Origin of the sequence: Solibacillus sp. NPDC093137 (assembly GCF_050280445.1) — a bacterium.
Classification (GTDB): Bacteria; Bacillota; Bacilli; order Bacillales_A; family Planococcaceae; genus Solibacillus; species Solibacillus isronensis_B.
In genome coordinates, this window is sequence record NZ_JBNNVH010000001.1 from 586,613 (window position 1) to 600,516 (window position 13,904).

Annotated in this window: 16 protein-coding genes; 10 read left to right on the forward strand and 6 right to left on the reverse strand. The window is 33.2% G+C overall.

What is annotated here, in order from left to right; all coding sequences use genetic code 11:
- Positions 1-77: 77 nt before the first annotated feature.
- The 3 genes from ACQKN3_RS02940 to ACQKN3_RS02950 form a co-directional block, all read right to left on the reverse strand.
- The gene (locus ACQKN3_RS02940) at positions 78-512 is read right to left on the reverse strand and encodes an NUDIX hydrolase (protein ID WP_251687191.1); all 435 of its coding nucleotides are present in this window, start codon (positions 510-512) and stop codon (positions 78-80) included.
- A 443-nt stretch (positions 513-955) separates the two neighbouring features.
- Positions 956-1,792, reverse strand: coding sequence for a zf-HC2 domain-containing protein (locus tag ACQKN3_RS02945; protein WP_427709243.1), 837 nt, complete (start codon positions 1,790-1,792; stop codon positions 956-958).
- Entirely contained in the window at positions 1,785-2,261 is a 477-nt protein-coding gene (locus ACQKN3_RS02950) for an RNA polymerase sigma factor (RefSeq protein WP_251687195.1), read from the reverse strand. Before ACQKN3_RS02950 ends, ACQKN3_RS02945 begins: the two co-directional genes overlap by 8 nt.
- A gap of 498 nt (positions 2,262-2,759) precedes the next feature.
- Here ACQKN3_RS02950 and ACQKN3_RS02955 point away from each other — a divergent pair, with 498 nt between their 5' ends.
- The 3 genes from ACQKN3_RS02955 (at position 2,760) to ACQKN3_RS02965 (ending at position 4,356) form a co-directional block, all read left to right on the forward strand.
- Positions 2,760-3,323: a GNAT family N-acetyltransferase gene (locus ACQKN3_RS02955; RefSeq protein WP_427709245.1), complete on the forward strand. Its 564-nt coding sequence runs from the start codon at positions 2,760-2,762 to the stop codon at positions 3,321-3,323.
- Positions 3,324-3,465: 142 nt separating this feature from the next.
- The gene (locus tag ACQKN3_RS02960; RefSeq protein ID WP_427709247.1) at positions 3,466-3,888 is read left to right on the forward strand and encodes a PhoU family transcriptional regulator; all 423 of its coding nucleotides are present in this window, start codon (positions 3,466-3,468) and stop codon (positions 3,886-3,888) included.
- A gap of 204 nt (positions 3,889-4,092) precedes the next feature.
- The gene (locus ACQKN3_RS02965) at positions 4,093-4,356 is read left to right on the forward strand and encodes a hypothetical protein (RefSeq protein WP_427709249.1); all 264 of its coding nucleotides are present in this window, start codon (positions 4,093-4,095) and stop codon (positions 4,354-4,356) included.
- A gap of 205 nt (positions 4,357-4,561) precedes the next feature.
- On the opposite strand, the gene ACQKN3_RS02970 is transcribed toward ACQKN3_RS02965, so the two are convergent.
- Together ACQKN3_RS02970 and ACQKN3_RS02975 are read right to left on the reverse strand one after the other, a co-directional pair.
- The gene (locus tag ACQKN3_RS02970; protein WP_014823688.1) at positions 4,562-5,098 is read right to left on the reverse strand and encodes a hypothetical protein; all 537 of its coding nucleotides are present in this window, start codon (positions 5,096-5,098) and stop codon (positions 4,562-4,564) included.
- 159 nt (positions 5,099-5,257) lie between these two features.
- On the reverse strand, positions 5,258-5,602 hold the full coding sequence (locus ACQKN3_RS02975; protein ID WP_427709251.1) for a short-chain dehydrogenase: 345 nt from the start codon (positions 5,600-5,602) through the stop codon (positions 5,258-5,260).
- A gap of 290 nt (positions 5,603-5,892) precedes the next feature.
- Here ACQKN3_RS02975 and ACQKN3_RS02980 point away from each other — a divergent pair, with 290 nt between their 5' ends.
- Positions 5,893-6,579 carry an alpha/beta fold hydrolase gene (locus ACQKN3_RS02980; protein ID WP_427709253.1) on the forward strand — a complete coding sequence of 229 codons (687 nt, stop codon included), beginning with the start codon at positions 5,893-5,895 and terminating at the stop codon, positions 6,577-6,579.
- A 125-nt stretch (positions 6,580-6,704) separates the two neighbouring features.
- On the opposite strand, the gene ACQKN3_RS02985 is transcribed toward ACQKN3_RS02980, so the two are convergent.
- The gene (locus tag ACQKN3_RS02985; protein WP_427709255.1) at positions 6,705-6,893 is read right to left on the reverse strand and encodes a hypothetical protein; all 189 of its coding nucleotides are present in this window, start codon (positions 6,891-6,893) and stop codon (positions 6,705-6,707) included.
- Positions 6,894-7,313: 420 nt separating this feature from the next.
- Here ACQKN3_RS02985 and ACQKN3_RS02990 point away from each other — a divergent pair, with 420 nt between their 5' ends.
- From ACQKN3_RS02990 to thrS, 6 genes are all read left to right on the forward strand, one after another.
- Complete coding sequence (locus ACQKN3_RS02990) at positions 7,314-7,496, forward strand: hypothetical protein (RefSeq protein ID WP_427709257.1); 183 nt, start codon at positions 7,314-7,316, stop codon at positions 7,494-7,496.
- A gap of 436 nt (positions 7,497-7,932) precedes the next feature.
- Entirely contained in the window at positions 7,933-8,250 is a 318-nt protein-coding gene (locus ACQKN3_RS02995; RefSeq protein ID WP_427709259.1) for a PadR family transcriptional regulator, read from the forward strand.
- Positions 8,237-8,803 (forward strand): DUF2812 domain-containing protein, encoded by a 567-nt coding sequence (locus tag ACQKN3_RS03000; protein WP_427709261.1) that lies wholly within the window; start codon positions 8,237-8,239, stop codon positions 8,801-8,803. The genes ACQKN3_RS02995 and ACQKN3_RS03000 overlap by 14 nt, the downstream gene beginning before the upstream one ends.
- Positions 8,804-9,274: 471 nt before the next feature.
- Complete coding sequence (locus tag ACQKN3_RS03005; protein WP_427709263.1) at positions 9,275-10,333, forward strand: S-layer homology domain-containing protein; 1,059 nt, start codon at positions 9,275-9,277, stop codon at positions 10,331-10,333.
- Between the two features lie 271 nt (positions 10,334-10,604).
- On the forward strand, positions 10,605-10,994 hold the full coding sequence (locus ACQKN3_RS03010) for a hypothetical protein (protein ID WP_340735045.1): 390 nt from the start codon (positions 10,605-10,607) through the stop codon (positions 10,992-10,994).
- 535 nt (positions 10,995-11,529) lie between these two features.
- Entirely contained in the window at positions 11,530-13,449 is a 1,920-nt protein-coding gene (gene thrS, locus ACQKN3_RS03015; protein ID WP_427709266.1) for a threonine--tRNA ligase, read from the forward strand.
- Positions 13,450-13,904 lie beyond the last annotated feature (455 nt).

Below are 13,904 nucleotides of genomic sequence, written 5' to 3' on the forward strand. Positions count from 1 at the left end.
TTTAACAACATTCGTGCCTTTGTGTTGTATGCCCAAACCTTAATTCGGGAAGGTTTATGTATAAAACTTTATATTAATTATGCAATATTTAAGAACTGTTTTATTAAGTATAAATGATGGTCGTGGAAAAGATGCTTTTCTAAATAATCGAAGTCGACCCAGCGCATTGTTTCTTGTTCAATCGGTTCAGCTACTTTTTCTAATAGCTCACAAACGTATAATATGCCGATGTTATGTTGAGAATCATCAGGATATTTTTCTGAAACCCAGTGTCTTTCGGCTTTACCGATTACTTCAATAATCTGGACCTGATGACCTGTCTCCTCAATACTCTCTCGTAATAATGCAAGTTCTGGAGATTCTCCTTCTTCAACACCTCCACCAATCAAAAATAAATTTCCTTCTAAATCTTCTACACATAAAAATTGTTGAAGGTCATTTTGAATGACTGCATACGCTCCAGTTCTTTTCCAATAATTTAAATTATAATTACGTTCACCAAAAATCTCCACAATTTACACCCCCTAAAATTGGAATTAAAGGAGATTATTATAACATAATAATCGTCCCAAAAGTAATTTTTGGTTTTTTTGTATATACCTTTGTTTAGGCATAAAATTAATTTCATTCGTTCTTCAACAATCTGGGCGCGATTCTTCAATAAGAAGATCGCGTTATTCCGTTATAGGGCCAGATTGTTGAATAACATTTTTTTAGGGAGTGTTAGACAAGATGCAGATTTATAGCGATAAGAGATTTGCTATACAAGTTTTTATGCAAATTAAAGAACAAGCCTAACAAGTACAAACACCGTCCCATCGACGGTTTGCGTCATGCTACATAACCAATACTCACATTAAAAAGGCACGAAATGCTGATTTAACAACGTTCGTACCTTTTTATGTGTCCCAAAACTTTCATTAGGGAACGTTATTTTGAATAGGTTTGTATAAAATTAGGATATCAATTTTTGAACTTTTCTATTTGTATCTTTTATTTTTCTATATAAGAAGAATGAACAAAGTGAGACGATCATAGCTATAAGTGCAGGAATCCATAATTGTAAAGTGGTTGGACTGTAATGCTTTGTTTGAAATGCTCTTTCTACTTCATGCAAATAATGTCTAGCATATTCAAATTGAACAATATACCCATCTTTCTCCATAACCATCGTGCCAATATCGTAATCAGAAGGTGTTATATTGTCTGTTATTAATTGTCCACTTTCATAAATAACTTTCGCTCTTTCATATGGTAGGGGATAAATTGCTTTTGGTTTGTCATAATCTTTAGCTAGAGGCTCTACATCGGCAGTATTAAAAACAGCAATGTATTTAATCCTATTCTGATAATCAGTTGAAACCTTTTCTAGTCCAGAAGCTCCATCAGTAGCAAAATTTTCAAAAGCAGCGTTCATAATGTTTTGTTGTTCCTGTTCGATGTTTTCTTGATGTTTGATATTAGCTGCCAAGCCTTGTGTATCTATAAAACCTTTCCCAATAAGGATAATCATAATAACAACAGCAAGTACTGTCAGCCATTCTAACATTTTTGAAAAACCTCGATAAGACTTAAAAATGTGATTCAATTTTTCAAATGGTTGTTTTTGTTGTATAGCTATTGTATTTAACCCGATTTGTTCAACCTCAAATTCATTTAGCATTTGCTCATAAATTTGTTTACATTGTGTGCAAGTTGAAAGATGCTGTTCTACTAATTTATTACTTGTCTCGCTACATAAGCCATCTATATACATTGGTAATAAGTCTTTTACGATTTCACAATTATTCATTTTGTTTTAACACCTCTTGTAGTTTCACTTTAGCCCTATAAAATGTGACTCTTGCCCAGTTTTCATTTTTACCTAAAATATCACCTATCTCTTGGAAGGTAAGACCACCTAATAACCGTAAATGGAGAATTTCTCGATACGGTTCATTTAGTCGATGGATATGGCGATATAGCTCTATTTTGTCCTCTTGTGCCATTAATAGCTGCTCAATCGAAGGACCATCTTGTAGTTCTGAAAATTCTGGTTGTTTCACTTGCTTATCAACGTATTGATAATATGTATGTTTTGCAATTTGACATAACCAAACAGATATTTTACAAGCACCGTTAAAGCGGTCTATAGAGTGAATTGCTTTATAAAATGTCTCTTGAGTTATTTCTTCTGCTATATCAGTGTCCCTACATAACGTCATCAAATATTTGAAAACAAGTTCAAAATTTTCTTCATATATTTCAGTTAAATGTCCCACACCGTTCCTCCTTTCACTTATATATCTAAAAATAACGAAGAACGTTACATCTTTTTAAAATAATTTTATCATTAACTATAAAAAAGAATCTTAGTATATTAAGATGACGTTTGGAAACATAAATATTTTAAGCATCCAAAAGCAAACAGCCAAATCAATGTGAGTGAAATGTTTTGTTACCAAAATCGTATTTGCGAACATCTCTTTGCTTACCATTGTAAATGGATAAATCTGATGCCACCCTTATGCAACAATCGGGCGCGATTCTTCAATAAGAAGATCGCGTTTTTCCGTTATAGGGCCAGATTGTTGAATAATAAAGATTGATTAAAATTACCTCTCCTCCCTATATTTCTTAGAGCTTGGATGATTTTTTCATTGGATATTTCATCAATTTAAGTAGTAAATATTGTTGATTTAGGATTGCAATGTTAATGTAATTTTAGGGTATGTGAAGAAATGTTCCTAAATTAGTTATCATAAGGAGGAGTGCTTAAATTGACTGTACATAGTAAATTCCCGAATTTAGAAACAGACAGATTAATTTTGCGGAATGTGGGTAATGAGGATATTGATTTTATTTATCACCTATTTAGCACTGAAAAAGTATGTGAATTTTTATATGATGAAGAATTGTTTACGACTAGAAATGAAGCTACAGAGTTTGTTGAATGGAATTCAAATCCTGAAGAAAAAGGATTTAATCGGTGGATATTAGTCGAGAAAAGTAATAATCAACAACTTGGAACGTGTGGATTTCATTGTTGGGATAGAACGAACAATATAGCGGAGGTCGGCTATGATTTATGGCACGAATATTGGGGACAGGGTTATATGAAAGAAGGATTGATAAGTGCTATTGAAAGTGGCTTTAATAATATGGCACTGAATAGAATTAACGCATTTGTAGCTTTGGAAAATATCAATTCTATTAAATTATTAGAAAAGCTAGGATTTAAGAATGAAGGGGTTTATAGAGATAAGCATTTATTTAGAGGTAAGTATTATGACCACTACTCTTTTTCATTGTTAAAAAGAGATTGGAATCAAGTCAAAGGTTAATTCCACTGACGGTCCCGTTAGTATGTTAATGATTGCACTTAAACTAACGGGGGCTTTACTTGAAGATCATTGAGTTGCAGATGCAGCTCTTTTTTCTTATTGAACTAACGGAGCAGATTAGTTTAACAAGGGGGGAAATTGAATGAATAGGTTATTACTGACTGTATTATTAAGTTTTATATTATTTGGTTGTTCAGATGTAAATATTGAATCAGAATCGAGTCCAATATTAGACAAAGAGTTTGTTGAAGCAAATGCAGAAATAGGTCAAACTAAAGATGAAGTAGAAGGAATATTCGGAACAGAATATTTCTCTGGAGAAGGTGAATTCGAGACCAATGAAGTATGGGTGTATGATAAGGTGAAAGACGAATTCGAATATGAAAAAAGTATACAAATAGTCCCCTTTGATGATATCAGAGAAGGCAATGTGGATTATCAGTTATATATAAATTTTGTTGAGGACGAAACATTTATGTATCTGTATATTTACAGAGGAGAAGATGGGGAACTTTGGCAGTATCAAGTAAATCCAGATGGAACTACACAAGATAGAAAAATGTAGCGATAATAAACTATTGGGGGCTTTAGTTTAATAACGTTGTTCAACAATCGGGCGCGATTCTTCAATAAGAAAATCGCGTTTTTCCGTTATAGGGCAATATTATTAAATAACTTTCATTTTTTAAATTTAACCTTGCGATACTTTCGTAGCTATTTTGTTTATAATTGTATCTTGGATTAACTTAACTATTAAGAAGGTGTTAAATTGAAAAATTATTTTAAGTCGTACGCTTTAGGTATTTTATTTGGCTTGCTGTTCTTTTTACCAGGACTTTCAGATTTTAATTGGTCATTACAAAAACATTGGATTGCAATGCTTATTTTTGCCCCAGCTTTAGCATACATATTTGTTCTATATACAAATTTTATTACAAAGCCTATTAAAGAGAATCGGTGGTATTTGTTAACTTTCATAGTAGGCTTAGTTTTATGTTTGATTGCTTTAATTTCTATAGAGTATTCTCTTTAATCTATTTAGGATATCTATAAATTTCAAAAGTAAATAACGTTCCTAAATGAAAGCTAGGATTTTACTTTAGGGGTTAAATTAAAAAGGATTTTCAACAATAGATCCCTATTGTGGAATAATATTTTTTCGGGGAGGCTTCTTATTAACCTTCAAGGGAGGATTTACAAGGTGTATTTATTTACATTTAAATATACCTATGTGTATTTTATTCATATGGTTTATCATAATCCTCAACTTTAAGTTCTTTAAGGAATTCAATAAAATTTATTCTATTTCTATATTTTTTTCCATAATATGATTTTTTACTGAGAAAATCTTCCTTAACAATATTAGTGATATATGGTTTCATACGTGTCTGCTCCCCATAACCATAATTTTCGGTAAGCTCTATTAGAAAGGAAACAATATAATTAAATAATACGGGGAAATCTTTTTCGATTTCTTCCTGGTATTCAACTAAAGCTTTAATATACTTATATAACTCACTTTGTTTAGTAAAACGGAAACTGCATTCTGTATTCCAATAGCCAAGCCAAATAGTAAATATACCAATAGAATAACGTCTCAATTCTTTATCAGAATCACTGAAATACGAATAATATGGATAATGTGGAAATGCCATTCCACCATCAAAACCTAATATTCGAAAGCCACTGTTCAATACTTTGTTTATTTCAGTAAGAATCATACTTTTTTCTTCCGTTGTAAGTTCTTTTTGAATTTTTTTATCTTCTGAGCTCAAAGATAACCCCCCTCTTTTTTTCAATAATACCAAATTTAATATTAAGTAAGAACGTCTCCAAACCGAGTTTGGTAACATCTTTTTACTGAACATTGTAAATGGTTAAATCTGATGCCACCCTTTTTTGCGTAAAAGGGCCATGTATCTTTAAATATACGTTTAAATCCCGTAATGAATCATATATTTATTTTCATTTTTTGCTTGCATTATTTTTTGGCCCAGTTCATTTAAATCGTCAAATTGTTTCAAATCATCAGCAGAAAAAACTATATCTAAAAACGTGGGTAATGATTCTGGTGGAATAATAGTAATACCGTGATATGCCAATCCGTATTCAGGACGATTTAAAGAATGGAAATAAGTTTTCATTAACGATAAGGGCTTCATTAAATTTGTAATTATCTCATCGTCTACAGAAATACATTGAGACTTCTCAGGTGCATAGTTCTTGTAGGATTTTTCGGTAATATCTTTTATAATTCCAAATGCGTGTGTTAAGGGCATTAGCAACCACCTCTTATTATTGTTAATCATAATACTACTATAAATTTCCTGAATAATTAATGGTTGAATAAACTTTACCAAAGCGTCTTTTGATATCATCTCATAGCTTAACATTGTAAATGTATAAATCTAATCCTACCTTATGCAACAATCGGGCGCGATTCTTTAATAAGGATCGCGTCACTTTTCATTAAAGGGCCAGATTGTTGAACATGAGAAGGAAATATCTAAATAGAGATCGAAATTTATACAAATGGATAATAACACTACCCTATGGGAGATGATTCGAAATGGAAATACAGGAGAAACAAATTAAGTTGAATGGACACACTTTTATGTACCGTGAAATTGGAGAAGCTTCTGCACCACCAATTGTAGCACTTCATGCGCTAGGGAAAACTTCGGAATCATGGGATCAAGTTTTCACTGTTTTAGGTGAAAAATATAGAGTTTTAGCTTTAGATCAAAGAGGTCATGGAGGAAGTAGAGAAGCTAATACATATAGTTTTGAATTGATGTGTGATGATTTACTTTATTTTGTCGATGCATTGAATTTGGGACGGTTTACGCTAATTGGTCATTCTATGGGGGGGACTGTATCCTATCTTTTCGCCGAATCATACCCTTCTAGGATAGAACGACTGGTTGTTGAAGACACACCACCTCCTTATCAGAAGAAGCACATTGAAATACCTTTTAGACCTTCTGAACCTTTACCTTTTGATTGGCAGGTTGTGCCTTCGATTCTTCAGCAACTTAATGAGCCTAATCCTGAGTGGTGGAGTCGTCTTAAAGATATTACCGTGCCGACTCTTATCTTAAGTGGTGACTCCAGTCATATTCCGCAATACAAATTACATGAAGTATCTGAACTTATCCCGAATTGTAAATTGCTAACAATAGAGAATGCTGGGCATCATGTACATGATGATAATTTAACAGCATTTTTATCCGCGGTAAAATGTTTTCTTAACTAATGATTTTTCATATGATTAATCTGTAATTTTTGTTCAACAATCGGGCGCTTTCCTGGAAAAAAGGAAGACCCTAAAGTGATTTTATAAGGAATTCCAAGAGCAATAAGAACAAAAAACCACTGAGATCATTCTTCAGTGGCTTCTTCTTGTTTCTTTGATTCAAGAATTTTACGGTTTTGCTCTATTACTTCTTTATTTTCCTCTATTGTAAGCTTGATGTTTTCAAGCATTTCTTTATCTTCATTACTACTAATTTCAGAATTATTCTTTAGGTGTTCATCTAAATGGGATGATTTCTTATCTTTAATAATCACTAAATTCACCTCTCAGAATGACTATATTTTTAGTATAAATGATTGAAAGCAACTTTTATATTAAATTTATGTATCATTTTCAGAATTTTGATTATTCTAGTTGTTTACTGGGTAAGGGCTTGCTGTTTTCGGTGAACGAAATAGCTTCTTTTCCAATCTACGACTCTCTGTTCCTGTCCTTATATGCTCTATGAAATATGGGGAAATATTGATTTGACAACGGTGATAAAACAGCCCTTTTTAATTGGTTCGTATTATCAACTACGTTTTTAAAATTGTATTTGGGAAATCCTTGTGCTTATAGATGTGATGCTACCCTTTTCAGATAAGGGGCATATTGTTGAATAACTCATTTTCAATGTAAATGGATGACTTTGTAAAAATAATTAGAAGTAGCGAAATACCACTGGAGTGAGAATAATGAAAAAATCAAAATGGGCAAAGGGCATAACATTTATTAGTAGTGTTTTACTAGTTGTTTTATATTGGAATATTGATTCTAGCGAAAAAAATCAAACTGACTGGCTGCTGCCAATAATCTATAAGTCAAGCCTTACTAATAGTGAATATCGCACTTTTGATACAATGGCAAAGAAATTATGAAAAGCAGGATAACTCATGGTCCTATGAATTTATTATTTTTGTACTTTCCCTAAGTATTGGCGCATTAGCCTGGGTTTATAAAGAGTGGCAACATCTTACACCTGTAAAATATAGACAATGCAATTAAAGTCATGGAAATAAATTGATATTAGTGCTTAATTAAGGCTGCTAATAGAAACCAATTGTTATTCCACAATCGGGCGCGATTCTTCAATAAGAAGATCGCGTTTTTCCGTTAAAGGGCCATTTAATTCAAAAAGATTAAACAGAAGTCGCTATCCATATTGAAAGGAAAGCGGTTTTTTTATTGTGTTCTGTTAACGCTTATACTAATAAACTTTTTACGAATATGGAAATAAGTTGACTATACAGTTGAACTGTATTATGTTATTACTAAGTATAACTGAATAGTTGAACTGAATATGGGGTGAAAAATATGAAACATAAATTATTGCCATTGTCTGAAACGATGCATTACATTTTATTAGCGCTACGTGAGCCACTTCACGGTTATGCCGCAATGCAGAAAATCGAACAGATGAGTAATGGCACAGTAATTTTAGCAGCAGGAACATTATACGGTGCGATTGAAAACTTGAATAAGCAGGGTTGGATTGAACCAGTTGGTGAAGATGGCCGTAGAAAAGTGTTTAGGATTACTGCCGAAGGATTTGCAATTTTGGAAATGGAAAAAAACAGATTGGACCATATTCTATCCCTTTATGAAGGAAGTGATTTGAATGATAAAAATTAAGAGCTTTTTTGATATTGATAAAGAAGAGAAATGGCTGAATAAGCAATTACAAAATGGCTTTCAATGTAAGAATATTAGTGGATTAGGCATATATACATTCGAAAAGACTGATAAGCGATATGTGATGCGACTGGATTATCAAGAGTATTTACCAAAGGAAAAGTTTGAAGACTACAAAGGGATGTATGAGGATTTTGGATGGAACTGTATAAAGGGTTCCCAGCGTGGATTACAGTATTGGCAAAAAGAAGCTGATGCTGTAAATGAACTCTATTCAGATCGCCAATCCAAGAGTAATTATTATAAAAGAGTGATGAATTATACATCTGGTTTAACTGTAGTATCATTTTTTATTTCTTATATGATTTACAAAGATTCGGGCTTATATTTAACGGAAGGTCTTTGGAGTATGGAAGGGGCATTATTTTGGAAAGCTTTTTTATTTGAAACGCCATTTGCCCTTTTAAGGTCGTGTCCCGCTCTCATAACAATTTTCTTAGGTAGCAGTTTTTATAAAGCTTATCGAATACATTCCATATTAAAAGAGCAATAATACGAAAAGGTCATAATGTCTTAAATAACATGTTGAGCAAAAGTCTATCTTACTTTTATCCTCGTGTCTTCCACAATCGGGCGCGATTCTTCAGTAAGAGGATCGCGTTTTTCCGGTATAGGGCCATATTGTTGAAGAACAGTCATTTTTGTTACCAAGCAGTGCTTTAAAGATGTAAAGGAGTTCCCCAAGTAAACGGTTTGTACAATTCATAGTGACCCTCATTGTTATGATAATTGAGTTAAGGCCGTTGTTAATTTGGAGCATATTAGTGATTAATCTTCTTCTCCCTCCATAGTTTTAAAAGACTTGCTAAAAAAATTAGAATAAATTTGAAACTAATTTTCATTTTTTCCGTCTGTACAGCGTTGTACAGCAGGATAGGTATGTGTAGGTATGTCAATCATAAGACGATGTACAGAAATATAAACAAACTTAAAATGGAATAAGTGTTATAGGAGATGAAGGAAAATGAAGAAGACATTAATTACAGCAGGGTTAGCAACAGGTTTATTTTTCACAAGTATGATGGGTACAGGTGCAGATGCAAGTGCTAGTTCAGTGCATTACCAAGATGTAAAGACATCTGACAACTTCTATTCAGCAGTAGAAAGCTTGATAGAACAAAAAGCTATTAGCAGAACTAATGACAGCTTTAGACCATACGAGAATGTAACACGAGGTCAAGCTTCTAGTATAATCGCAAAAGTTTTAAAACTTGATATTGAAAATGTTAAAGACCCTAAATTTAAGGATGTTCCAAAAGACCATCAATTCTATAAATATATTGCCGCATTAGAGAATGCAGGGCTTGTTAAAGGGAAAGGCAACGGTGTATTCGGCATTAACGACCCTTTAACTCGTGGGCAAATGTCTTCAATTTTAGTAAAAGGATTTGAAATTCCATTAATCGGTATTCAAGATGTAGGATTCAAATTCTTTAGTGATACTACGTTTTATACTGGTGGTGGCGATAATAGTGCCGTTGAGAGTGGTGATGTTTGGCTTAGATTTGGTGGTCAGTTCAGTCAAGCGATTGAAACGATGAATTATTATGGATTTGTTTCTGGATATAAAGCAGGATATAAAGATGAACACCATGATTTTGAGGTAGTAAATTTTAAACAAGGAGAAGCCCTTAAGCGTTCTCAGTTAGCATTGATGATTAACAGTATGCAAAAAGGAACTCAATATGAATATTTATACTTCAAAGACTTTGACATAACTAATAGAAGTGTCTCTATTGGAGCAGGTGGAGGATGGAAAGATGATAAGGCTATAATTGATGACTCTTCAATTATCTCTATTAAGGAAATTTCTAACTATGAAACACAAGGATTACTTCATGGATGGGCTAGTGCAGGAACAGTAAACAATGAATATGCCATTCTTGAGCCTAAAAAAGTTGGTAAGACTTTTGCAAGATTTGATAATGGTGGAACTGGTAAGGAAAAAGTTCTTGAAATTACTGTTACAGGAACAAAGGGTAATTTTGAAGTTTCTTATAAAGATGTAACACCAGAAAAATAAGAAACAATAAAAATGGGATGCTTGACAACCCATTTTTGTTGCTTGAATTTATAAGCTTGACTCGAAAGATTTTTTTATCAGTATAAATTAAGTTATTTAACAATCGGGCGCGATTCTTTAATAAGGATTGCGTCACTTTTCATTAAAGGGTCATATTGTTTAATAACAATCTGTTAAAGGGATATTACCATAAGACGCTTTTGGAACTATCACTTACTATTTAACGTCTTCTAAAATATGGAATGTGGAAATTTAGGAGGTTTAAGTAGTTATGAAAAAAATGATTTATGTAATTCTAATTTTTGCTGTTCTAGGCTTAGCTGTTACTGTATTGAAAAAAAATGGAGCTAGCCAAGACACGCTTTTAGCTAAGGAAATTGGCTCCCTTTTAGAAAATGGTGAAACACAAATTGATTTAAGTGAGCTTACCGATTTCGATTGGACTCAAGTCGCTACGTTTGGACCTTATACAACAAATGAAGTTATTGAAGAATCTATGGAAATTAAATTTAAAGGTAATAACGGGGGAATTGATATTTTAGAAGACCGTTTTTTATTAGTATTTGCTGATGAAAAATATGCCCTAAAAACAGTTATACTTTCAAGGAAATACGGTAACTACGATATAAAAGATAATAAATTTTTAATTGTTGAGCAGTAACTTTTCATTGTATATCAAATATGCAATTTACATTGCAATTGATCCCATATAAAAGTTTGGGGGCACCCATAACGATCTTCAACAATCGGGCGCTTTCCTTGAATAAGAAAAGAGCTTCTCTATATATTTAAGAAAAATTATGTAATGAAAAATCCAATAACAGTAACAAATATGGGGTATTTATCATGTTAATTATTGGAGACAGAGTATTGACATTAATTTGGTAATGTATTAAATTACATATTAATTTCAATTTTAAAAAGCAATGAAGAGGATATGAATCGTTTTAGTGAAGGTCAAAAGAGAGGGAAATCACCGGCTGAAAGTTTCCTGATTGGATAATTCGTTTTACTCCCTTGGAGCTGTGCTAGGAAACTAGTAACGTGTACAGGCGTTATCTGTATCAATGAGCTACTGTAAGTATTTCAGACAGTAGGAATTTGGGTGGAACCACGGGTATGCAAGCATATATTCGTCCCTTTGCGGATGAATATATGCTTTTTTAATTTACTAATTTATGAAAAGGAGAGGTAGTATGTCAAATCAAGAAGTAACAATTCAATTTCCAAATGGCGAGCAAAAACGCTTTGCCAAAGGTGTTACGCTAACCGAAATTGCCAAGTCAATTAGTCCGAGCTTAGCGAAAAAATCAATTGTGGGAAGTGTAAATACTACGACAACCGATTTGACACGACCAATTCACGTGGACGCTGAAATTTCGCTGTATGATGCTTCATCAAAGGAAGGCTTAGGGGTACTTCGTCACTCAACAGCACATTTGTTAGCCCAAGCTGTGAAACGTTTATATCCAGATGCAAAATTCGGCATTGGACCTGTTATTGAAAGTGGTTTTTATTATGATATCGAAATGAGTCATACACTCGTGCCGGAGGATTTACAAGCAATTGAGCGTGAGATGAAAAAAATTGTGAGTGAAAATCATTCAGTAATTCGTAGAGAAATATCGAGAGAAGAAGCAATGGTTATTTTTGCATGTGATCATCTAAAGTTGGAACTGCTTGAAGCGATTCCCGAAGATGAAGTGATCACAATTTATGAACAAGGAGAGTTTGTTGATTTATGTAGAGGGCCACACGTGCCATCGACAAATAGTTTGCAGCACTTTAAGTTGATGAATATTGCAGGTGCGTATTGGCGTGGCGATAGCAATAATCAAATGTTGCAACGCATTTATGGGGTAGCCTTTGCAACGAAAGAGAATATGGAGGATTATTTTGTATTCCTTGAAGAAGCTGATAAACGTAATCACCGTAAGCTTGGGAAAGAATTAGAATTATTTATGTTTTCAGAAGAGGCACCGGGGATGCCGTTTTATTTAGCGAATGGTCAAATTATTCGTAATGAACTAGAGAGTTTTTTACGCAATTTGCAAGCAACTTACGATTACAATGAAGTACGTACACCATTAATGATGAATCAACGCCTTTGGGAACAATCAGGACACTGGCAGCACTATAAAGAAAATATGTACTTCACACAAGTGGATGAGCAAAAGTTCGCTTTAAAACCGATGAACTGTCCTGGACATATGCTGATTTATAAAAATGATTTACATTCATATCGAGATTTACCGATTCGTATGGCAGAGTTTGGTCAAGTGCATCGACATGAATTTAGTGGTGCATTAAATGGGCTCCTGCGCGTACGAACATTCTGTCAGGATGATGCACATATTTTCGTCACACCGAAACAAATAGAAGACGAAATTGCACTCGCATTACAGATTATTGATCACGTATATAAAGTATTCGATTTTGAATATGAAGTGGAGTTATCCACACGTCCTGAAGATTATATGGGAGAACTTGACTTATGGAATCAAGCTGAAAAAGCACTTGAAAATGTTTTAAACAGACTCGGCATTCCTTATAAAATTAATGAGGGAGACGGTGCATTTTACGGACCGAAGATCGATATTCATATTCGAGATGCCATAAAACGTAGCCATCAATGTGCAACGGTACAGTTAGATTTTCAACTACCAGAGAAGTTTGATTTAACATATGTGAATGAAGACAATGAGAAAGTGCGTCCAGTTGTCATTCATCGAGCTGTATTCGGTTCTATAGATCGCTTCTTAGGTATTTTAATCGAACATTTTGGCGGTGCATTCCCATTATGGATAGCACCACAACAAGTAAAGGTGATTGGCGTGTCTGACACTCATACTGCATATGTAGAAAAAGTTACAGCACATTTGCGTCAAGCAAATATTCGAGTATCTATTGATAAACGTAACGAAAAGCTAGGTCGAAAAATTCGAGATGCTCAATTGCAAAAAATACCGTATATCCTTGTATTAGGTGATCAAGAACAACAAAATGAAACTGTCACTGTAAGAGCGTATAAACAGAATGGATTGAATACAATATCTATTGATGCTTTTAATGAACAGATTCAAAAAGAACTACGTGATAAAAAATTACCTCTGTAAATTTTAATGTTTTAGAATAGTCCTTACTCACATAGAAATAAAAAGGCACAAACGTATTCTTTTCGTTTAGTGCCTTGACTTTAAATTCGATTATAACGTTAAGGAGTCATAATTGAAAAACAATCTTCCACAATCGGGCCAGATTGTGGAATAACATTATTTATGGGTAGCGTCAACGATAAGAAATATACTGTACATGTTTTTATGCAAATTAAGAAAAACCCCAGCAAGTATAAATGCTGTTGCATCAACTGTTTGTGTTATTTGTATAAAAATCTGTATAAATAATAGTCCTCGCAAAAAGGCACGAACGTTGATTAAACAACCTTCGTGCCTTTTTGGTGTATTCCCAAATTTTTATTTGGATACGTTATTTAGGTTTATTTTGTATACTATTTAAATAATTAATGCACTTAAGCACCGTTAGTTTACACTGTAACACTTAATTAAGTAAT